Here is a 22,313-nt window from a genome sequence, read left to right as displayed (position 1 = left end):
ATGCCGGATAAAACTAAAATAATCACAACCTCTTCAGCACAAACACGTTTAATAAAAAATGGTATGGTTTACATTCAACCAACCATAATAAAAAAACCGCTCAAACCTTTATTTGTATTATTTGCATATGCTGGAGAGAATGGAGCTAAAGAGATGCTCAATGCCGCTAGATTTAAAGAAAAACGATTAAGAAAAAGATATCCAAATGCCAATGTTCGAATTATAAATACGTTTAAATATCCTTCTCACTTTAAAGCAGAATGGACTAAATTATATAAATATCTAACAAAATCTGAAATAGCTAATGAATATTCACTTTGGGAAGTTCATTATTTTGGTCATGGAGGACCTGAGTCGCTTTATTTAGAGAAAGAAGGTGGAAGAAATGGAGCGAATAGTGAAATTTTTTTTAATGATAGTGATAATATGGAGCGCTTACCTTGGGATCCGGGTAAAGGTATTTTTGTTTTGCACTCTTGTCGCGGTGCTGCTTATGAAGATACATTTATTAAAGAGAAGGTTGACAAAAAAATATGCTTAGCCAACACTATTTCGGTTAAACAAAGTACACGTTGCTTAGGGCAAATTTGTTATGCCAGTTTTTGTCCTGAACTGTTATTTGATTTATCAAATACAGCAGAAGAGGAGGCAAAAAGATTTGGATATCGACCTAATGCGGCTAAAAGTAAATTATTACTTGAAAGATTCTCTGTTAATCGTGTTTTGTGGGGATATGCTATAACTACTGGTAAAACAGGCTTAGATATAGTGAATAATCATAACAGGTATTTGCAATGTATAAATAAACCTTATCCTATTGCTCATTACGTAGATGTACTAAGTCCTGAAAATCAGATTATGCCATGTCGAATATTCAAGAATGGAACGTTAGTACACAAGCCCATAGTAGTACTTAACTATTTTAATAAAGAAGATTTGGAGTATCTTTAACGAAAAAGCCAACTAAAACAAAAAAGACAATACAAAAAAATCGATAGCTATAGGTATTTTTTTGATTGTCAGTATTGTACTTTTTCATTTTTATAATTCAATAAATTCAGATAATAACTCAACTTAATAGGATAATATAACTATAGGCTATACTATTCAAATAAAGTTGTCATGGCGATCCCACTACAAAATATGACAACTTAAATTTTTTATAAACCCACCGACACTTAAAACTAAATACAGGTATTAATATAAAATAAAACGGCATACACTTCTAAATATTTTTTACAGCATAATTTATAACTTATAATAATGGTTTTTTAATTTAATGATATGAGTAAGTTATTACTTCACACATTATATGGCGTTATTACTGAGAGCAATGAAGGAATTGAACTGGGCACTGCCGAAAATGTTTATATAAAAAGTAATGCATTGCAGAAAATGGGACCTAAGAAGATTGAATATCCAGATATCGAACTACCACAAAAGATTACCGAAAGTGGTATTAGATTTCATTTTGTTGATGAGCAAGGTATGGTATATGCTAATGAACCTTATATTGCAGAGCTACCTGATGGTAGAAAGATACATGGTTTAACCGATGAAGATGGAAGAACTAAAGCATTTTATACTGACTCCCTTGAATCAGTTAATATACAATTAGTCCGATTAATATAAGGGATCACAATGAATAACAAGACGCAAAAAACATTTACTACGGCTACAACAAAAAATGTTTCACCTAATGGTGAAGTTGCAGTACATCAGCAAGTGATTAAACGCCCACAGGAAGTTATATTAACTATAGGGGTATTTTTTGACGGTACCGCCAATAACTCGATCAATATAGCTATGCGAGAGGAATATCAGCAAGCGCTTGCACGTGGTGAAACACCAGAAATCAACTTTCCAGTATTCAATACCAGTTATACTAATGAACATTCAAATATTCATAAACTATATCTAATGTATGTCAGCGATGAAAAAAAAGAGTTCTCATCACTTCCAAAAGATAAAAATGGAATCGTTCATTGTCAATTAAGCGTCTATATTGAGGGGGTTGGGAGCCGAATAGGTGAAACAGATAGTAATATTGGCTTTGCCACAGGACTAGGTTCAACTGGAATTAAAGGCAAAATTAATCGAGCGATTGTTGAGATAGATAAACAATTAAAGATATTTTTGGAGAAATCCCCTAAATTACGTATCCAACAGATTAAATATAATGTATTTGGTTTCAGTCGAGGCGCAGCAACGGCTCGCTACTTTACTAATTTTGTTGCCGATAAGTTGAAATACGATGATAAACGAGGAAATAATAACCCACTAACTAAAATGTTAAACCAGAGATTAGATGGCAAAATTAGCGATCACTGGCAGGGACATGTAAATGGTCGTGTATCCTTTTTGGGAATCTTTGATACCGTTGCGGGGATTGGTCGACCGGAGAATTTATTTGATGCTGGTGATGCCAACACCTTTGATATTGATATCCATATTCATCCTGACTCAACGGATGCGGGTTTACATATTGAGGCAGCGCATGAATACCGGCACAATTTTTCACTTAATACGGTACCAAGTTATTTTAAAAAAGTAATTATACCTGGCTCTCATTCAGATATAGGTGGTGGATATCCAAATAATGATATAGAAGAAAATCTCTATATTACCGATGTTTATCAGCAAACTGATCTCTATTTAAGTCAACCATCAAATATTCGCGAAAAGTTACAAAACGCACTTATCAAGATCCAACAGCATCCAGATTTATATTATATTTTTTATGGATTAAGTGAAGAAAACTTCTATCAGTGGACAACGCCGGTCAAATACGATAATCAATCTTATACAAATGCTTATGGTGTGATTCGTATTAAGAGAATTATCAAATTTGGTCTTGATCGCATCGCTTTAAGAATAATGTATAATGAAGCGGTGAAAAATAATTGTAAATTTAACATTTTTGATAAAGATCATGATATTCCCAATGAATTACAAAATGTTGCAATTAAGATAATTAAAACTGCTGACAATTATCAAAATTATCAGTTAACAGATGCTGAAAAGCGCTTAGTTTTAAATAATTATGTTCACTCATCCACGGAGTACGAACGTTATTTTTATACCAAACCAGCAGAAAAAGAATTGATAGATAAAAACACCGGTCAAATCGTCAAAATTAGCTGGCCAGCAAAAAATGCCAAAGAACAGGCAAGAACCGGCTTATTGCAAGTTCACCAACCCCATCTTAATGAGCAAGGTAGCTGGCAACGACTGGTTCATCCAGATCAATAAACAATAAGGAAAACCTATGTTAAAATTACTCATTTCCACCCTTTGTTTGACGTTACTAATCAGTGGTTGCCAATCGCCGATTAAATCTAAACCAATCGATCCCAATTTACCCAAAAAGCCTTACAGCGAATGGTATATAAGTGGTCGTTATCCACACTATTTCCACGCTAAGGCATTTAGTACTATGATAAAAACCCAGTCAAATAAATACAAAATTATTGATATTGTCGTTAGAGATAATCAAAATTATGAGACACCAGGTCAATGGCAAACGGGATTTGGATTTAGCCACCTACCAGTCTATTCTGATTTACCCGAGGAATTCTTTATTTGTTGGGTATCTTTTGCTGACCAAACTTTTTATCGTACTAAATTAGTGATGCCATTGTGGGCACGCCAAGAAATGGTAAAAGCACATCATTATTATTCTGAAGCCTTTAATAAAAATGAAATTGGTTATAATGATACTATTATTATTGGTTTTGCCCCAGGAGGCAGTGTTACTGGATGGGTTACAGGTAATCCTCAAAAAGATTCAGAAGCCATAGAGTTTGGAAAAGGAGTAACGGAACGGATACCGCAAGGTTCAGATGTATGTCCAAATCCTTATATTGATGGGAAAATACCAGAAATTACAGATGAGGCTAAGGCATGGTTAAAGAAACATGGTATGCCGAAAGAGTGGCAAGAAAAATACAATAACGTCACTATGGGGCAATATCTTAAACTTAAAAACCCAGCCAGATTTTAATATTATAATGCAGGTTACTAGCAAAAATAATGCAAGGTTAGTAACCTATTTGTTTATTCTGACTTACCAAAAAAATTCCTAATTTATTAATTATCTATAGTTGATAATACACTTTTAAATCGAATTAGGTATACCGTTACTGAAACGGTATTTTAGCTAATATTAAAAATACAAATAAAATACGAATAACTTGATAAGTTATAAGAAAATATTAAATATTACCTAAAGCCGGCAATAAAAATAAAATGAATAACGATTATTTACAGATTGGATATTATGATATGAAAAAAGTTAAAGATATCAAAAATGAAACGCTTAGTAATGACCAAGGTAGCTGGCAACGACTGGTTCATCCAGATCAATAAACAATAAGGAAAACCTATGTTAAAATTACTCATTTCCACCCTTTGTTTGACGTTACTAATCAGTGGTTGCCAATCACCAATTAAATCTAAACCAATCGATCCCAATTTACCCAAAATGCCTTATAGCAAATGGTATATTAGTGGTCGTCATCCACATTATTTTCCAGCAACGGTGACTTCTACTATGATAAGAACCCAATCAAATAAATACAAAATTATTGATATTGTCGCTAGGGATAATCAAAATTATAAGACACCAGGTCAATGGCAAACAGGATTTGGATTTAGCCATCTGCCAGTCTATTCTGATTTACCCGAGGAATTCTTTATTTGTTGGTCATCTTTTGCCGACCAAACTTTTTATCGTACTAAATTAGTGATGCCATTGTGGGCACGCCAAGAAATGGTAAAAGCACATCATTATTATTCTGAAGCCTTTAATAAAAATAAAATTGGTTATAATGATACTATTATTATTGGTTTTGCCCCAGGAGGTAGTGTTACTGGATGGGTTACAGGTAATCCTCAAAAAGATTCAGAAGCCATAGAGTTTGGAAAAGGAGTAACGGAACGGATACCACAAGGTTCAGATGTATGTCCAAACGAATATCCTAATGGAAAAATAACTGAAATTACAGATGAGGCTAAGGCATGGTTAAAGAAACATGGTATGCCGAAAGAGTGGCAAGAAAAAAACAATAACGTCACTATGGGGCAGTATCTTAAACTTAAAAACCCAGCCAGATTTTAATATTATAATGCAGGTTACTAGCAAAAATAATGCAGAGTTAGTAACCTATTTGTCTATTCTGACTTACCAAAAAAATTCCTGATTTATTAATTATCTATAGTTGATAATACACTTTTAAATCAAATTAGGTATACCATTACTGAAACGTTATTTTAGCTAATATAAAAAATACAAATAAAAATAAAATATGAATTGCTTGATAAGTTATAAGAAAATATTAAATATTACCTAAAGCCGACAATAAAAATGAAATGAATAACGATTATTTACAGATTGGATATTATGATATGAAAAAGTTAAGGGTATCAAAAAATGAAACGCTTAGTAATGGTCAAGGTAGCTGGCAACGACTGGTTCATCCAGATCAATAAACAATAAGGAAAATCCATGTTAAAATTACTCATTTCCACCCTTTGTTTGATGTTACTAATCAGTGGTTGCCAATCGCCGATTAAATCTAAATCAATCGATCCCAATTTACCCAAAAAACCTTACAGCAGATGGTATATTAGTGGTCGTTATCCACACTATTTCCACGCTAAGGCATTTAGTACTATGATAAAAACCCAATCTAATAAATACAAGATTATTGATATTGCCACTGGAGATAATTACAATTATAAAACACCTGGTCAATGGCAAACGAGATTTGGGATTAATCACCTACCAGTTTATTCTGATTTACCCGAGGAATTCTTTATTTGTTGGTCATCTTTTGCCGACCAAACTTTTTATCGTACTAAATTAGTGATGCCATTGTGGGCACGCCAAGAAATGGTAAAAGCACATCATTATTATTCTGAAGCCTTTAATAAAAATAAAATTGGTTATAATGATACTATTATTATTGGTTTTGCCCCAGGAGGTAGTGTTACTGGATGGGTTACAGGTAATCCTCAAAAAGATTCAGAAGCTATAGAGTTTGGAAAAGGAGTAACGGAACGGATACCGCAAGGTTCAGATGTATGTCCAAATCCTTATCCCGATGGAAAAATACCAGAAATCACAGATGAGGCTAAGGCATGGTTAAAGAAACACGGTATGCCGAAAGAGTGGCAAGAAAAGTACAATAACGTCACAATGGGGCAATATCTTAAACTTAAAAATCCAGCCAGATTTTAATATTATAATGCAGGTTACTAGCAAAAATGATGCAAAGTTAGTAACCTATTTGTTTATTCTGACTTACCAAAAAAATTCCTGATTTATTAATTATCTATAGTTGATAATACACTTTTAAATTAAATTAGCTATACCGTTACTGAAACGTTATTTTAGCTAATATTAAAAATACAAATAAAATATAAATTACTTGATAAGTTATAAGAAAATATTAAATATTACCTAAAGCCGACAATAAAAATGAAATGAATAACGATTATTTACAGATTGGATATTATGATATGAAAAAGTTAAGGGTATCAAAAAATGAAACGCTTAGTAATGACCAAGGTAGCTGGCAACGACTGGTTCATCCAGATCAATAAACAATAAGGAAAATCCATGTTAAAATTACTCATTTCCACCCTTTGTTTGATGTTACTAATCAGTGGTTGCCAATCGCCGTTTAAATCTAAAAAAATCGATCCCAATTTACCCAAAATGCCTTATAGCAAATGGTATATTAGTGGTCGTTATCCACACTATTTCCACGCTAAGGCATTTAGTACTATGATAAAAACCCAATCTAATAAATACAAAATTATTGATATTGTCGTTAGAGATAATAAAAATTATAAGACACCAGGTCAATGGCAAACAGGATTTGGATTTAGCCATCTGCCAGTCTATTCTGATTTACCCGAAGAATTCTTTATTTGTTGGTCATCTTTTGCCGACCAGACTTTTTATCGTACTAAGTTAGTGATGCCATTGTGGGCGCGTCAAGAGATGGTAAAACCACATCAATATTATTCCTATGCGCGTAATAAGAATCATATTGGTTATAATGATACTATTATTATTGGTTTTGCACCCGGAGGCAGTGTTACTGGATGGATTACAGGAGTTCCTCAACAAGAAGCCATAGAGTTTGGAAAAGGAGTAACGGAACGGATACCACAAGGTTCAGATGTATGTCTAAACGAATATCCTAATGGAAAAATAACTGAAATCACAGATGAGGCCAAGGCATGGTTAAAGAAACACGGTATGCCGAAAGAGTGGCAAGAAAAATACAATAACGTCACAATGGGGCAATATCTTAAACTTAAAAACCCAGCCAGATTTTAATATTATAATGCAGGTTACTAGCAAAAATAATGCAGAGTTAGTAACCTATTTGTTTATTCTGACTTAGCAAAAAAATTCCTGATTTATTAATTATCTATAGTTGATAATACACTTTTAAATCAAATTAGCTATACCGTTACTGAAACGGTATTTTAGCTAATATTAAAAATATAAATAAAATATGAATCTCACAAGTCTCTTATAAACCTACCGACACTTAAAACTAAATACAGATATTAATATAAAATCAAACGCAATACACTCCTAAATATTTTTTACAGCGTAATTTATAATTTACTATAATTGTTTTAATTAATGATATGAGTAAGTTATCTGTCTAATTAGATCCCAATCATTTTTAAAAAGGTTATAAAACATGCGAAACAGGTGTTTTATATAGTAATCCTTATCTAAAAATTACCGACAATATAAACCATACGCGATCCTAATAATCCAATTGCAAAGGGTATTGATCTAACCTAAAAGATCAACTATTTTATAATAACAAAACTGCTTATCGTTATTGTTTTATAAAGTTACTTAAGAATTAAACAATTATAAATTTGAGTGCAAATAATAAGGAATCAACATGGTCACGATAGAAAAAGTGACAGATATGCTAACCTCTGTTGCGAGTGGCAGTCCCAAAAATCAATATACATTAATAATTGATGGAATTGATGGTAGTGCAGGATTATCCGTATTATCAATTGAAGGACAAGCATCATTAAATCAGCCTTGGCGTTACGATATTACCTTTACAACATCTAATAAACAAATGGCTATTGATGCCGTACTCAGTCAAGCCGCATCACTCACCTTTGAAGCCCCGAGTCTTATTTCACAAGTGGCTCAAATTGGCTCCCTTGAAAAACCGACCTTACCACACACACTATATGGCGTTATTACTGAGTTTAGTTTTGTCTCTGTCAGTAAAGATGAAGCCCGTTATCGGGTCACCTTACAACCACGTCTGGCTTTATTTGCAAATGACCATTTTAGTGCAATTTACCAAAACCAAAGTGTAGTAAGCGTGGTTGAAGAGGTGCTCAGGCGACATGGTTTTACGGGGATTGATTATCGGCTTGAACTAAAAGATAGCTACCCAGCACGTGAGTTTATTACGCAATGGCAAGAGAGTGACTTAGCATTTATTCAGCGTTTGCTGGCAGATGTTGGTATTTGGTTTCGCTTTGAAAGCCACAGTGACCACCACTGTGATGTTTTAGTCCTTAGTGATTATGAAGCAGGCTATGAGAATGCGGGACACATTACACTGAAAGCGCCAAGTGGTATGGTTGATGGCAGAAAAAACAGTGTATGGGATTTACAGTTTAGTAGCTATACCAAGGCAAAAGAAATTATCACACAGGATTACAACTACCGCACCGCAGATAGTAATCAAAATTCCCTTGTTAATGCCGATACCAAAGATAGCACCACTCAAGGCACAGAATACCGCTACGGCGAACACTACAAAAGCAAAGGCGATAATAGCCAAATTGAAAGCGGGCAGTGGTATGCGAACATACGTCATGAGGCACATCTCAGTCAAAAGATGATTATTCAGGGAGAATGTAATGACTACCACTTACTGCCGGGTCAACGCATTATTATTGATAATAGTGGAATAGAAGGTATTAATGAAGGGGTTATCATTCTCTCGACCCAGAGTTACGCAGACCGCAGTGATGCCTATCAATGTCACTTTACTGCTATCCCGTATGATGTGTTAAAGCCATATCGACCAATGCCATTACCCAGGCCACAAGTTGCAGGTACCTTACCGGCGCGAGTCACCAGTCCAGACAATGATACCTATGGGTATATTGATACAATGGGTCGTTACCGAGTTAAGTTTGATTTTGACCTAAAGACATGGAAAAACGGCGAAGAGAGCTTATGGGTAAGGTTGGCTAAACCGTATGCGGGCAGTACCTATGGTTTTCATTTTCCGTTAATTGATGGCACAGGTGTTGCTATTGCTTTTAGCGAAGGTAATCCGGATAGACCATACATAGCGCACGCACTACATGACAGCACTCACCCTGACCATGTGACCACCATCAATAAACATCGTAATGTCATTCGTACTCCAGCTAACAACAAACTGCGGATGGATGATAAACGTGGGCAAGAGCACATTAAGTTAGCGACCGAATACGGTAAAACCCAGCTTAACATCGGGCATTTAGTTGACCAAAACAAAGTGCAGCGCGGTGAGGGGTTTGAATTGCGCACTGATGAGTGGGGAGCGATTGCTGCTAATAAAGGCTTATACCTAACCAGTCAGACCGAGCCTAAGGCAGAGGGCAAACAACTGGATATGCAAGGTGCCATTGCCCAACTGGAAAATGCGTTATCGATAGCTAAAGCGCTACAAAATGCAGCAATTGCCTCTGATGCCCATAGTGCGGATACCGACAGTCAGGCGCAACTTAAAGCGACATTAACCCAGTTATCCCAAAGTGGCATTATTGCTTATGCACAAGAAGGGATAGCTTTAACCAGTCCGGAAAACATCCAACTATCAACGTCAAACAGTGTATCGGTGACCAGTGAAAACCAGACGGACATCAATGCCTTAAAAAACATCACGCTTTCATCAGGGGAATCAATTAGTTTATTTGCCCATAAATCAGGCATGAAGGTCTTTGCTAATCAGGGAGATATTGAAGTACAAGCGCAAAATGCCAACCTGAATATGGTCGCTAAGCAAGATATTAAAATAGACAGTGTCGATGGAAAATTAACGGTCACCGCAAGTCAAGAGCTGACGTTAATGTGTGGCGGTTCATACATCAAACTCAGCGGTGAAGGAATTGAACTGGGCACTGCCGAAAATGTTTATATAAAAAGTAGTGCATTGCAGAAAATGGGGCCAGCCTCGAAAGAGGTGATACCTTTGTCATTACCTAAAATTACATCCTTTATTAATGAGAAAATTTGTTTGCCGTGCTTGATTAAAGCCGCTGAAAATGCGCAAATGTTAGTAATGTTAGGAGATGAATAATGTTATACCAACATATTGCTTATCAAACATTTTTAGAGCTGCAAAAACAATTACCACCTTTTAAACTGAAATTGAAACTTTATGCATTAGTAGATGGACTAGAATACGAACGATTATTTCAAAATGACCTTATAAGAAATGAGGTCACATTACCACTTTTTATTCGTAACAGCAATAAAGATGTGTACTTTGCGGGACCTTGGCTTGTTGATATTATGAAAGTTGATAAAGAGATGCAAAATTCTTTATTGCAACTAGAACAAGTATATCCTTCTACAACATGGCTGATTTCTATGCAAAGTTTAACGAATCTATTTAATCAACTAGAAAGCCAATTATATCTCCGCTTACCTGATAAACGTAATGCTTTATTACGTTTTTATGATCCTCGTGTTCTACACAAGCTTTTAGATGTTTTTACACCTGAACAATTCAAATTATTTACCTTAAATATCAATGACTGGATCTACTATCATAATCACACTTATTATTCATTAATGAGAGGTAAATTATAATGAAACTTGGTCAAGAACAAATTGATGCTATTTTTCAAAAAGAACAAGATGAATACATTTGGGAACTCGTGCATAAATTTAAAAAAGACTCTCGTTTAACATTGCCAGAGGAAGATATTGATGAGTTATTTAATCGTTTAAAAGTTACCTATCAATACCTTATTGAGTTAGGTTTTTCTAAAAAAATTCTTATCGAAACATTTTTATGCGCAGAAGCAACGACACCGGGATATAAAGATAATCCAAAACTTAAGGCTTGGATCGAAAAGCAAAATGAAATTCCTGAAAATCAATTTGAAGATTTATTAAGGATAGCCAATAGTATTCAACAGGAAAAATAAGGAAGAAATATGCCATTTCCAATTGTAGTAGGTCTTGCAGAATTAGCTTCAATATTATTATCAACAGGTGCAGTATATATTTATAATAGTAATCAACAAGATTCATATCCTTCTGGATATGAAACAAGTTATACACCTGTTTGGCCTACAATCCAAAAACAGACATATTCAACGAATAAAGATACTTATCCTTTATATCAAGATCCCTTAATTTTTTATAATATACTTAAAGAAATAGAAACAAAGAACATACCTTTATCAAATAAAGCTGATGTTATAGACGAAACGATGAATGATAACATTGAGCCCGATACACCTGAAGATATTGCAGAATTCGAAAAAGAAATTGAATTTTTTCGAACACATATATTAGGTTATTATGAAAAAGAACTTGATAAAGTAAGAAATGGACAAGCAAGTAATAGCGGGTATGGGGAAGAAGATTTAGTAAAACAGCTACAGTTTTGTGAACTCGAACTTGCTGAAATGGAACTTAATTTAGTTATTTTAAAAGGAGGGTTATCCACAGGCTTAACTGGAGATGAAAAAAATACTGTAAGAGGATTGTTGGCCGAAAGAATGGTAAAAATCAAGGAAGAACAGCGTGACAAAATAAAAACCTGTGGTTGTTCTATTATTCCTTTTATAAAACTTAATACATTTCGCCGAAAAATGAGTGATTTAGCTGCAGATTATCAAGCAACCATAAGTGGTGCGAAATGGCAAAGAAGTAAAAACCCAGAAACCGGTAAAATGTCTGTAGAAATTTCAGAATGGGTTTATATTGGACCTGCGAGTAAAAAAGTTGATTTTGATGGTTGGATGCCAAATTATTGCCTGTTATTAGAAATGAAAGCTAATTACGATTCATTAATGTTTAGTAAAACACAAATTGACTCTTTCGGAACCCCTAAATTAAAAGGTATAGGGGAAAAGAAAATGGATACATTACTAAAACAAGCAACGCGACATAATACTGTGTGTTCGGCGCATCCCCCTGCGCGATGTTGCTGGATATTTATGACACCATTGTTATATGATGCATTTACAGCTAGATTAGCATTTGAAATATTACCTACTATAACTACAGTGTATGTACCAACTACTTTACTTAAATAATGAATAAGGAATTAATTATGCCAGTACAAATGCGATTAGATCTTATAGATTACACTATTGAAATTTTTTTCCCAAAAGCATTGGAAAATAATATTCCAGAAATACGAAATCAGCTGGATGAAGCATTTAAAATTTATCAAAATAACTTTAATTCGGATGCTAACTGGTATTATTTTGCTAATTCTATCAAAGCTGATCCTAAATTATTGGCCTACAATAAAGAGGGTTTGACTGAGTTAGTTTTGAAAAAGCTAACATTCGGATTTAAAAGAGTAGGACAAGATGGGGATCTGATACTCTCTTTTATAGACATTGATAAAGATCCAGCGATCGAAGGACAACTATTATTTTACTTAGCCTCAAGATATTTAAATAGCCCATTTCTCAAATCAGAAATTAAATTTTTATTTACCCACAAAAAAGCAGGGGTTTATAATAAAATTACTCAATTTTTTACAGAATTAGCAAAAGTATTTAGTGATTGCTATATTGAAATTAATCTGAAGGATACTTTTCCCAAACAAAATGCACTATTTCCTCAACGTATTGGTACATCAATGATTGTTTATATTCCAAGCCCATTAAATGCTGATGATTATCCTGAAGCTCATAGAATGATCCCAATTAATCGGGATGATAAACAAGTGGGGACGGTTATTATTTCACTTGATCACATCCCGAATCGCGACAATACAGAGGATATTAAAATTATAAATCGTTTAGATATTCGTTTACGCGAGGCAGATCTATTGCCAACAAGACAATAGCATGACGATATCTAAAAAAAATAAAGCGAAATAGTGAAAATCCTAAATTTTTTTATTGATATAATTAAAAATCAAGATAATGCTAAATTAAAAACGGTCGAGTGTAAAATATAGCTATGTAATACTGCAGTGTATGTACCAACTACTTTACCTAAATAATGAATAAGGAATTAATTATGTCAGCACAAATGCGATTAGATCTTATAGATTACACTATTGAAATTTTTTTCCCAAAAGCATTGGAAAATAATATTCCAGAAATACAAAATCATCTAGATGAAGCATTTAAAATTTATCGAAATAACTTTAATTCGGATGTTAGTTGGTATTATTTTCGTAATTCAATCAAAGCTGACCCTAAATTATTGGCCTACAATAAAGAGGGTTTGACTGAATTAGTTTTGAAAAAGCTAACATTCGGATTTAAAAGAGTAGGAAATGATGGGGATCTAATACTTCCTTTTATAGACATTGATAAAGATCCAGCGATCGAAGGGCAAGCATTATTTTACATGGCCTCAAGATATGGAAATAGCCCATTTCTCGAATCAGAAATTAAATTTTCATTTACCCACAAAAAAGCAGGAATTTATAATAAAATTACTCAATTTTTTACAGAATTAGCAAAAGTATTTAGTGATTGCTATATTGAAATTGATCTAGAGGATACTTTTCCAAAACAAAATGCACTATTTCCAGAACGTATTGGCTCATCAATGATTGTTTATATTCCTAGAGCATTAAATGCTGATGATTATCCTGAAGCTCATAGAATGATCCCAATTAATCAGGATGATAAACAAGTGGGAACGATCATTATTTCACTCGATCATATTCCGAATCGCGACAATATAGAGGATATTAAAATTATAAATCGTTTAGATATTCGTTTACGCGAGGCAGATCTATTGCCAACAAGACAATAGCATGGTGATATCTAAAAAACAAATAAAGCGAAATAATGAAAATCATTAAATTTTTTATTGATATAGTTAAAAATCAATATGATGATAATGCTAAATTAAAAACGGTCGAGTGTAAAATATAGCTATGTAAAAAAAGGGAAGATAAAAAACTGTTATGGAGAGATGATGCTGTGAAAGGTTGAACAGCAAAAACAATCGACCAACGTAACCTAAATTTAACCAAATTAATAAAAATAGGTGGTTATCTGATCATCATAAAAAAACTAATGTTATTTAATATGTTTCCAAAACAAACCAATAAAAAGCAGTAGTGAAGTGATAAATATGATGCTAAGACAGAACTATAAAATATGAATTTCACAAGTCTCTTATAAACCTACCGACACTTAAAACTAAATACAGATATTAATATAAAATCAAACGCAATACACTCCTAAATATTTTTTACAGCGTAATTTATAATTTACTATAATTGTTTTAATTAATGATATGAGTAAGTTATCTGTCTAATTAGATTCCAATCATTTTTAAAAAGGTTACAAAACACGCGAAACAGGTGTTTTATATAATAATCCTTATCTAAAAATTACCGACAATATAAGCCATACACGATCCTAATAACCCAATTGCAAAGGGTATTGATCTAACCTAAAAGATCAACTATTTTATAATAATGAAACTGCTTATCGTTATTGTTTTATAAAGTTACTTAAGAATTAAATAATAATAAATATTGAGTGCAAATAATAAGGAATCAACATGGTCACGATAGAAAAAGTGACAGATATGCTAACCTCTGTTGCGAGTGGCAGTGCAAAAAATCAATACACATTAATAATTGATGGAATTGATGCTAGCGCTGGATTATCCGTATTATCAATTGAAGGACAAGCATCATTAAATCAGCCTTGGCGTTACGATATTACCTTTACAACATCTAATAAACAAATGGCTATTGATGCCGTACTGAGTCAAACCGCATCACTCACCTTTGAAGCCCCGAGTCTTATTTCACAAGTGGCTCAAATTGGCTCCCTTGAAAAACCGACCTTACCACACACACTATATGGCGTTATTACTGAGTTTAGTTTTGTCTCTGTCAGTAAAGATGAAGCCCGTTATCGGGTCACCTTACAACCACGTCTGGCTTTATTTGCAAATGACCATTTTAGTGCAATTTACCAAAACCAAAGTGTAGTAAGCGTGGTTGAAGAGGTGCTCAGGCGACATGGTTTTACGGGGATTGATTATCGGCTTGAACTAAAAGATAGCTACCCAGCACGTGAGTTTATTACGCAATGGCAAGAGAGTGACTTAGCATTTATTCAGCGTTTGCTGGCAGATGTTGGTATTTGGTTTCGCTTTGAAAGCCACAGTGACCACCACTGTGATGTTTTAGTCCTTAGTGATTATGAAGCAGGCTATGAGAATGCGGGACACATTACACTGAAAGCGCCAAGTGGTATGGTTGATGGCAGAAAAAACAGTGTATGGGATTTACAGTTTAGTAGCTATACCAAGGCAAAAGAAATTATCACACAGGATTACAACTACCGCACCGCAGATAGTAATCAAAATTCCCTTGTTAATGCCGATACCAAAGATAGCACCACTCAAGGCACAGAATACCGCTACGGCGAACACTACAAAAGCAAAGGCGATAATAGCCAAATTGAAAGCGGGCAGTGGTATGCGAACATACGTCATGAGGCACATCTCAGTCAAAAGATGATTATTCAGGGAGAATGTAATGACTACCACTTACTGCCGGGTCAACGCATTATTATTGATAATAGTGGAATAGAAGGTATTAATGAAGGGGTTATCATTCTCTCGACCCAGAGTTACGCAGACCGCAGTGATGCCTATCAATGTCACTTTACTGCTATCCCGTATGATGTGTTAAAGCCATATCGACCAATGCCATTACCCAGGCCACAAGTTGCAGGGACCTTACCGGCGCGAGTCACCAGTCCAGACAATGATACCTATGGGTATATTGATACAATGGGTCGTTACCGAGTTAAGTTTGATTTTGACCTAAAGACATGGAAAAACGGCGAAGAGAGCTTATGGGTAAGGTTGGCTAAACCGTATGCGGGCAGTACTTATGGTTTTCATTTTCCGTTAATTGATGGCACAGGTGTTGCTATTGCTTTTAGCGAAGGTAATCCGGATAGACCATATATAGCGCACGCACTACATGACAGCACTCACCCTGACCATGTGACCACCATCAATAAACATCGTAATGTCATTCGTACTCCAGCTAACAACAAACTGCGGATGGATGATAAACGTGGGCAAGAGCACATCAAATTAGCCACCGAATACGGTAAAACCCAGCTTAATATTGGGCATTTAGTTGACCAAAACAAAGAGCAGCGCGGTGAAGGGTTTGAATTGCGCACTGATGAGTGGGGAGCGATTGCTGCTAATAAAGGCTTATATCTAACCAGTCAGACTGAGCCTAAGGCAGAGGGCAAACAACTGGATATGCAAGGTGCCATTACCCAACTGGAAAATGCGTTATCGATAGCCAAAGCGCTACAAAATGCAGCAATTGCATCTGATGCCCATAGTGCGGATACCGACAGTCAGGCGCAACTTAAAGCGACATTAACCCAGTTATCCCAAAGTGGCATTATTGCTTATGCACAAGAAGGGATAGCTTTAACCAGTCCGGAAAATATCCAACTGTCCACATCAAACAGTGTATCGGTGACCAGTGAAAACCAGACAGACATCAATGCCTTAAAAAACATCACGGTTTCATCAGGGGAATCAATTAGTTTATTTTCCCATAAATCAGGCATGAAGGTCTTTGCTAATCAGGGAGATATTGAAGTACAAGCGCAAAATGCCAACCTGAATATGGCCGCTAAGCAAGATATTAAAATAGACAGTGTCGATGGAAAATTAACGGTCACAGCAAGTAAAGCGCTGACGTTAATGTGTGGCGGTTCATACATCAAACTCAGTGGTGAAGGAATTGAACTGGGCACTGCCGAAAATGTTTATATAAAAAGTAATGCATTGCAGAAAATGGGGCCTACTACACAAGATAACGAGAAGCGTAATTTTACCAAAAATGAACTTGAAGTGTCTATATTACGTTTAATAAATAGTCATTACGTTAATTTTTCGGGATAATTGATAAAGGAATAATAAAATGTCCATAAAAAAAATAACAAAATTCATTTTTCCAGTTGGTAAAAAAGAATTAAGCCAGAATACTTATTATAGAGCATTATCCGAAGCTGATCATGGTTTTTATCCATTTGGAGAAAATGGTTTATGGCATGGTGGAATACATATCGATAAAAAAGTATTAAACAAGCTTGGTAATGATGAGCAATTACATTGCATGGCTAACGGTGAAGTCATTGCCTATCGTATTAATGATGTTTACCCTAAAATAACCTATCCCCCAAAATATACAATTCCTACAGTACGTGCTAGGTTTAAGAGGGTTTCTTATTTTTCCACTGGTTTCACATTAGTCAGACATCTTTTACAAATGCCGAAAATTATTGGCGTAAAAGAGGAGCCTCCGGCAATAACCTTATACAGTTTGTATATGCATCAGCTCGATTGGTATGGTTATCAGGAAAAAATGAAAGATGAAACAACAAACGTACAATATCCTCACTATTGGAATCTTGAATCAGGAAAAGTTGACGAGAATGAGGGGGATACGGTTTGTGGCAGTGTAATTAGAACAGATGGCAGCGGAACCGAAGTGGTTGGCTTATTGTTAAAAGGAAGTAAGATTCGTTTAGGTGAACAACACAAAAAAGCAGGTTGGTATAAAATTGTTTCGATATCAAAAGGGACATTGGTAACCACAACCGAATTTAAACAACAATTAGGTAAGATTACCGGTTATGTTTGGCATAAGGACCTATCGCCGCTACCAACCGGAAACACAGCAGATGCTAATCAAGATTATGAAATTTTAAAAGAAGACAATAACACTGTTGGTAAGTCAAATGTGAAGGTAAAGGGCATAGCGGTATATGAAACTGCTAATGATAAACAAAAATTGACATATTTACCACTAACGGCGACATTTGAATTAGATGGCCAAGAAAACGGATACGCTAAAATTCGTAAGATTAATGCTTGTGAAGTTCCAGACCTATTAAAAAAAGAAGATGGCAGTGAAGATGCACCACATAAAGGTTATGTCAAAGTGACCTCACTGACTTCATTCACGTTTAAACCTGAAAAATTCAATGACATTGTGGTATTAAAATCACCGATTGCGATTTCAAGTGGCGATTTTATCGGTTATATCGGACATAATCAACGCCCCAAAGAATGTATTGGGGAATTAGTACAAACAGCGATATCAACGTTAAAACGTTCATCAGATGAAAAATTACCACAACTGTTACATGTTGAATTATTTACCTGTGATGACTTGCCAGCATTTATTACGAAAACCCGTGCTTTAGCCGATCGTTTACCGGAAAGTGAAAAAAAACTAATTCTGGTTGAAAAAGGGGCGAGATTGATAAAAGAATCAAAAGAGGATGGTAACTTAAATTCAGGATTAGGCATAAAGTTTATTAGCGATAAAGATAATTATTACATTAAAATTAATCTGGAATATACTTTAAATTCAGAGGAATACTATATTGATAACAATCTGGCAGCACAATCTAACGTTGATGAAAAAATTGAAAAAAATGATGACAACCTAGCGAATAAGGCTGCAGAAATCATTTTAACAGCCACCCATAAAGAACAGTTAGAAAAAAAATATAATGAAACTTATCCGCAGTTAATCAAGTCAGATATTCCGGATAAAGTTGAGCTGGTTGAAGTTGAGCACACTAGCTCATCTGTTAAAATACGTTTTTGTGTGGAAGCTAAACATTATTGGATAGTGTCAAAAGATGTCTCTCACTTATTTGGACAAGATGGCGCACTTAATAGCGCGATTCCTTATTGGAATAATTTTCCGTTATCACTTGATAAGTTACCCCCTGAAACCAAAGATAACACGGTGCATTTTCCACGAACTGTTTCATTAAATTCATTAAGTAATGAGAATTTAATCGCGATAGAAGATGAAAGCACGGGTTCAATTTGGGCAAAAGTCACCGCAGGAAATGAACAGCGTTGGTCAGTAACAGGTTGGGTAAACATCAAAAAAGATGCTCAAGAGCACGTTAAACGAATCAGTCCTTGGCATTGGCAAGGATTTGAGACAGTAATCGAAAAAGCATCTGTGGGAGAATTTTATACTAAAATAAACGATAACCGAACAGAAACATTAGATATTAAAGAATACACTGATTCAATGAAAGCTATGCATAAAATCTTAATTGAATCACTGTTATATTCTGTTCAGCGAAAAAAAGGACTGCCACCTTTTACTGTAGAATTTCTCAAAGACGGTTTACGCAACAGTTGGATAGCCGAAATGATAGGTCACTTAATAATAAAATATGAAAGTGAATGGTATGCAGACGAAGCGCTAACCAAATGGAAAGAAATAGATAATTTACTTGAGGAAGAAAAACAGAAACAAAAAAAATTACTACAAAAATTGTTAGATCAAATGAATATACGAGAGCCTTTTCTGCGAGATTATGCCTTAAACATGGTGGATGAAGAGCATGAGAAAATAAAATCAATTTGGCAGCTGGAAAAAGAGCAACGTATTAAACCCTCCCTTTGGTGGCGAGAAGTAGCACAATCCCAACCAACCCAATCATCAAACAACCAAACACCACAAACACCGGCACTAAGCAATCTTTCTACTGATGGTAAAGCATGGTTTATTCATCCAGTATCAATGCTGGGTAGATTTGTAAATCCAGGTATAGTGACATATCATATTTATCACGATGGAAAAATTGAAAAACACATACCACAGGAAATATTGAAAGGTTACGAGCAAAAATATAAGTATGTTTATCATGATGTAAATAAAAATCAACATGAAATTGGTATTTTTAATATACATAAAACAAAAGCAATGGAAAGAGGAAATGTAGCTTTAGATTATGATGTAGAATTAATCAATGTAAAGGAGTTTGAAGAAGGATATAGTTCAAAAGATGGGAGTGTTACAGCAAAATTTAAAACATTTAATAGTGATAGTGAAAGATGGTATATAAATCCCGATTGCTTTGCTGGATTACTTGGTGCCATGCTTGAATTAAATGTTGACTATTTAGGATTCAATGGATTTAGTACATATGATGCTAAGTCTGTTAAAAGTAAATCTCATATAAATGGTATTGCTGGAGATTTAAGATATATATCAATAAAAAGAAAAGGAGAGGTCACTTGGTTAAGTTATTCAACCTTTGATTTTAATGAACAAGAAAAATTTAATATAGCATTACATAAATTTGGTTGGGCAAGAACTGAGTTAATGTACTCTGAATACTTTACTTATAACAAAAAAGCTAACACATTACTCTCTTATACTAAACATATGCACAAAGAGGGTAAAGGTGGATATGAGCACTATCATCATTTACATATTTGTGGTTTTGATTTTAATTTGATCATAAAAAAACAAGATTGATTTGAATTTTTTGGAATTAATTTATTATTTTTTAATTTCAGGAGATAAAATGAAAAATAGGAAATTCAATTTTAAAGTTTAGAGGAAATAACATAATGAAATTATTAAGAAAATATTTAATTATTTTTTCCATAAGTTATTTATCCGTAAATTATGCATTTTCAACAAATGTAACAAGTGAATTAAATTACTATAAAAAAATAAACTTACCTTATTCCTCTAATGAATTAAAAAAATACTATTATTGGGGAGAATATGGATTGTATTTGTCTCCTGATATGCCGTTTCCTCTCAGGTTCACTAATAAAGAATTTTCATATAAACCTAAATTATTTGATTATCTCGCTAAAACGACATTTTATTTTCCTCATTGTTATTTTTATTATAAAAATATTTTATATAAAGGCGTTATACAGATGGCGACAGGTGAAAATGATGGAAAAGTCTTTACTTTCCAAGTATATAGTTATGATAATCAAGGTGAATTTATTGATGCAATATTACTTTATAAAGTTGAGGGTGGTGAAATATCATACTGGAATGACTTTATTATAAATCCAAATGGAAAAATTTTGATAACTCAATATCAGCAAGAAAACCTTTTTGAGGACGATGAGGAGCCAAAAAATAATCAAATCGATACCAAAACTGTAGAATTTCAAATGACTCCTTCTGGTATTTTTAATCCAACAAAGGAGTAGCTTATGAAAAAATCAATATATATAGCAGTGATAATAAATTTGCTTATTTTTAATAGCTATGCTGAGCAATTTAATGTGGCGGATGATTATAAAGGTAAATCTAATATTCCCTCAATGGATATAATTCAATTAGAAAAAGATTGCCGTAAAACAATTGATTTTTGGCAGATGACAAATTCTGAACGAGAAAGGATAAGAGAAAATTGTCCAATTAATCAAATTGCTTTCTACTTTGAAAATTTATATAAAACAATTAACAATAAAAAAAATATTTATAGTTCTGAGAAGCTAGATCTTATTATTGAGAAAACTACCTCTGCCAAAATAATTAACAATATAAAATATCCCATTAAAGCACTCAATTTATCCATTTTTAATAAAACAAATTTTATAGATAAAATTACTTTAGCGAAGAGTTATTATGATGTGGAAGGTTATTATTGGTTAATCAATCAATATTATTATATTAGTGACAGCGGGGATATTTATACATTATCAGTCAAGGATATAGATGGTAATGTGGAGCCTATATTCTGGAAACATTATCAAATAGACAAAGAAAATTTACATTTTAAACTTTCAGAACTGTTGATCGATAATGGATATAAATATGAAATCATTTATCCAGATCATTTTAAAATTCTTGAAGGTTCATTAGAAGAATCAAATTATGAAGTTGACAAATTAAAAACATGTTATCAAAAAGAATATTCGACACGTTGTAGTATTGATTCGTATCGTTTTTACCATAATATTTTGTCTCAAAAACTTGAGAAGTTAAAAGAAAAAAATATAAATAATAAACAATCGATAGAAATAATTGATAAGGAAATCAATAAAATATGTTTATCAATAACTGAGCCGGATGATCATTTTGAAGCAGAGAATTTTACCTTTACCATCACTAAATGTTTAACTGAGCAATTGAACAAAAGGATTGAAAAAATCGATGAAATATTAGAAAGTCGATGATCTAAGTTTTATATATGCATTTAGTTAATTATTAGCAAATTAATATTTGGTTATTAGA

General features: G+C 33.8%; 17 protein-coding genes. All 17 read left to right on the top strand.

Translation table 11 applies throughout. The features are described from left to right. The 17 genes from FPB0191_RS08110 (at position 1) to FPB0191_RS08030 (ending at position 22,255) form a co-directional block, all read left to right on the top strand. The gene (locus FPB0191_RS08110; RefSeq protein WP_039105232.1) at positions 1-951 is read left to right on the top strand and encodes a hypothetical protein; all 951 of its coding nucleotides are present in this window, start codon (positions 1-3) and stop codon (positions 949-951) included. A gap of 333 nt (positions 952-1,284) precedes the next feature. Continuing rightward, positions 1,285-1,632, top strand: a complete 348-nt coding sequence (locus FPB0191_RS08105) for a hypothetical protein (protein WP_039105231.1) — start codon at positions 1,285-1,287, stop codon at positions 1,630-1,632. Positions 1,633-1,641: 9 nt separating this feature from the next. Next, on the top strand, positions 1,642-3,252 hold the full coding sequence (locus FPB0191_RS08100; protein WP_039105229.1) for a T6SS phospholipase effector Tle1-like catalytic domain-containing protein: 1,611 nt from the start codon (positions 1,642-1,644) through the stop codon (positions 3,250-3,252). 16 nt (positions 3,253-3,268) lie between these two features. Beyond that, positions 3,269-4,003, top strand: a complete 735-nt coding sequence (locus FPB0191_RS08095; protein WP_039105227.1) for a DUF2931 family protein — start codon at positions 3,269-3,271, stop codon at positions 4,001-4,003. A 381-nt stretch (positions 4,004-4,384) separates the two neighbouring features. After that, complete coding sequence (locus tag FPB0191_RS08090; protein ID WP_039105225.1) at positions 4,385-5,119, top strand: DUF2931 family protein; 735 nt, start codon at positions 4,385-4,387, stop codon at positions 5,117-5,119. Between the two features lie 387 nt (positions 5,120-5,506). Beyond that, positions 5,507-6,241 carry a DUF2931 family protein gene (locus tag FPB0191_RS08085; protein ID WP_039105223.1) on the top strand — a complete coding sequence of 245 codons (735 nt, stop codon included), beginning with the start codon at positions 5,507-5,509 and terminating at the stop codon, positions 6,239-6,241. 381 nt (positions 6,242-6,622) lie between these two features. Beyond that, a complete protein-coding gene (locus tag FPB0191_RS08080; protein ID WP_039105222.1) occupies positions 6,623-7,351 on the top strand; it encodes a DUF2931 family protein in 729 nt (242 codons plus the stop codon). A 589-nt stretch (positions 7,352-7,940) separates the two neighbouring features. Beyond that, positions 7,941-10,364 (top strand): type VI secretion system Vgr family protein, encoded by a 2,424-nt coding sequence (locus FPB0191_RS08075; protein ID WP_052236880.1) that lies wholly within the window; start codon positions 7,941-7,943, stop codon positions 10,362-10,364. Next, positions 10,364-10,879: a DUF4123 domain-containing protein gene (locus FPB0191_RS08070; RefSeq protein WP_082018289.1), complete on the top strand. Its 516-nt coding sequence runs from the start codon at positions 10,364-10,366 to the stop codon at positions 10,877-10,879. The genes FPB0191_RS08075 and FPB0191_RS08070 overlap by 1 nt, the downstream gene beginning before the upstream one ends. Then, positions 10,879-11,220 carry a hypothetical protein gene (locus FPB0191_RS08065; protein ID WP_039105221.1) on the top strand — a complete coding sequence of 114 codons (342 nt, stop codon included), beginning with the start codon at positions 10,879-10,881 and terminating at the stop codon, positions 11,218-11,220. Before FPB0191_RS08070 ends, FPB0191_RS08065 begins: the two co-directional genes overlap by 1 nt. 9 nt (positions 11,221-11,229) lie before the next feature. Next, a complete protein-coding gene (locus FPB0191_RS12200; protein WP_039105220.1) occupies positions 11,230-12,339 on the top strand; it encodes a Tox-REase-5 domain-containing protein in 1,110 nt (369 codons plus the stop codon). Between the two features lie 17 nt (positions 12,340-12,356). After that, positions 12,357-13,106, top strand: a complete 750-nt coding sequence (locus FPB0191_RS11770) for an Imm52 family immunity protein (protein WP_052236879.1) — start codon at positions 12,357-12,359, stop codon at positions 13,104-13,106. Between the two features lie 176 nt (positions 13,107-13,282). Beyond that, the gene (locus tag FPB0191_RS08050) at positions 13,283-14,032 is read left to right on the top strand and encodes an Imm52 family immunity protein (RefSeq protein WP_039105219.1); all 750 of its coding nucleotides are present in this window, start codon (positions 13,283-13,285) and stop codon (positions 14,030-14,032) included. A gap of 759 nt (positions 14,033-14,791) precedes the next feature. Beyond that, complete coding sequence (locus tag FPB0191_RS08045) at positions 14,792-17,185, top strand: type VI secretion system Vgr family protein (protein WP_052236878.1); 2,394 nt, start codon at positions 14,792-14,794, stop codon at positions 17,183-17,185. A 19-nt stretch (positions 17,186-17,204) separates the two neighbouring features. Beyond that, a complete protein-coding gene (locus tag FPB0191_RS08040) occupies positions 17,205-20,582 on the top strand; it encodes a hypothetical protein (protein ID WP_039105218.1) in 3,378 nt (1,125 codons plus the stop codon). 95 nt (positions 20,583-20,677) lie between these two features. After that, positions 20,678-21,283: a hypothetical protein gene (locus FPB0191_RS08035; RefSeq protein ID WP_039105217.1), complete on the top strand. Its 606-nt coding sequence runs from the start codon at positions 20,678-20,680 to the stop codon at positions 21,281-21,283. A 3-nt stretch (positions 21,284-21,286) separates the two neighbouring features. Next, the gene (locus tag FPB0191_RS08030; RefSeq protein ID WP_039105216.1) at positions 21,287-22,255 is read left to right on the top strand and encodes a hypothetical protein; all 969 of its coding nucleotides are present in this window, start codon (positions 21,287-21,289) and stop codon (positions 22,253-22,255) included. Positions 22,256-22,313 lie beyond the last annotated feature (58 nt).

It is taken from the genome of Frischella perrara (assembly GCF_000807275.1).
Classification (GTDB): Bacteria; Pseudomonadota; Gammaproteobacteria; order Enterobacterales; family Orbaceae; genus Frischella; species Frischella perrara.
This window is presented reverse-complemented; position numbering and strand designations above follow the sequence as displayed.

Excerpts from the sequence above, each read along its gene's own strand:
- FPB0191_RS08030 (WP_039105216.1), top strand. The coding sequence starts at position 21,287 with ATGAAAAAATCAATATATATAGCAGTGATAATAAATTTGCTTATTTTT.
- FPB0191_RS08075 (WP_052236880.1), top strand. The coding sequence starts at position 7,941 with ATGGTCACGATAGAAAAAGTGACAGATATGCTAACCTCTGTTGCGAGT.
- FPB0191_RS08035 (WP_039105217.1), top strand. The coding sequence starts at position 20,678 with ATGAAATTATTAAGAAAATATTTAATTATTTTTTCCATAAGTTATTTA.
- FPB0191_RS08080 (WP_039105222.1), top strand. The coding sequence starts at position 6,623 with ATGTTAAAATTACTCATTTCCACCCTTTGTTTGATGTTACTAATCAGT.
- FPB0191_RS08105 (WP_039105231.1), top strand. The coding sequence starts at position 1,285 with ATGAGTAAGTTATTACTTCACACATTATATGGCGTTATTACTGAGAGC.
- FPB0191_RS08090 (WP_039105225.1), top strand. The coding sequence starts at position 4,385 with ATGTTAAAATTACTCATTTCCACCCTTTGTTTGACGTTACTAATCAGT.
- FPB0191_RS11770 (WP_052236879.1), top strand. The coding sequence starts at position 12,357 with ATGCCAGTACAAATGCGATTAGATCTTATAGATTACACTATTGAAATT.
- FPB0191_RS08065 (WP_039105221.1), top strand. The coding sequence starts at position 10,879 with ATGAAACTTGGTCAAGAACAAATTGATGCTATTTTTCAAAAAGAACAA.
- FPB0191_RS12200 (WP_039105220.1), top strand. The coding sequence starts at position 11,230 with ATGCCATTTCCAATTGTAGTAGGTCTTGCAGAATTAGCTTCAATATTA.
- FPB0191_RS08100 (WP_039105229.1), top strand. The coding sequence starts at position 1,642 with ATGAATAACAAGACGCAAAAAACATTTACTACGGCTACAACAAAAAAT.
- FPB0191_RS08050 (WP_039105219.1), top strand. The coding sequence starts at position 13,283 with ATGTCAGCACAAATGCGATTAGATCTTATAGATTACACTATTGAAATT.
- FPB0191_RS08070 (WP_082018289.1), top strand. The coding sequence starts at position 10,364 with ATGTTATACCAACATATTGCTTATCAAACATTTTTAGAGCTGCAAAAA.
- FPB0191_RS08110 (WP_039105232.1), top strand. The coding sequence starts at position 1 with ATGCCGGATAAAACTAAAATAATCACAACCTCTTCAGCACAAACACGT.
- FPB0191_RS08045 (WP_052236878.1), top strand. The coding sequence starts at position 14,792 with ATGGTCACGATAGAAAAAGTGACAGATATGCTAACCTCTGTTGCGAGT.
- FPB0191_RS08095 (WP_039105227.1), top strand. The coding sequence starts at position 3,269 with ATGTTAAAATTACTCATTTCCACCCTTTGTTTGACGTTACTAATCAGT.
- FPB0191_RS08085 (WP_039105223.1), top strand. The coding sequence starts at position 5,507 with ATGTTAAAATTACTCATTTCCACCCTTTGTTTGATGTTACTAATCAGT.
- FPB0191_RS08040 (WP_039105218.1), top strand. The coding sequence starts at position 17,205 with ATGTCCATAAAAAAAATAACAAAATTCATTTTTCCAGTTGGTAAAAAA.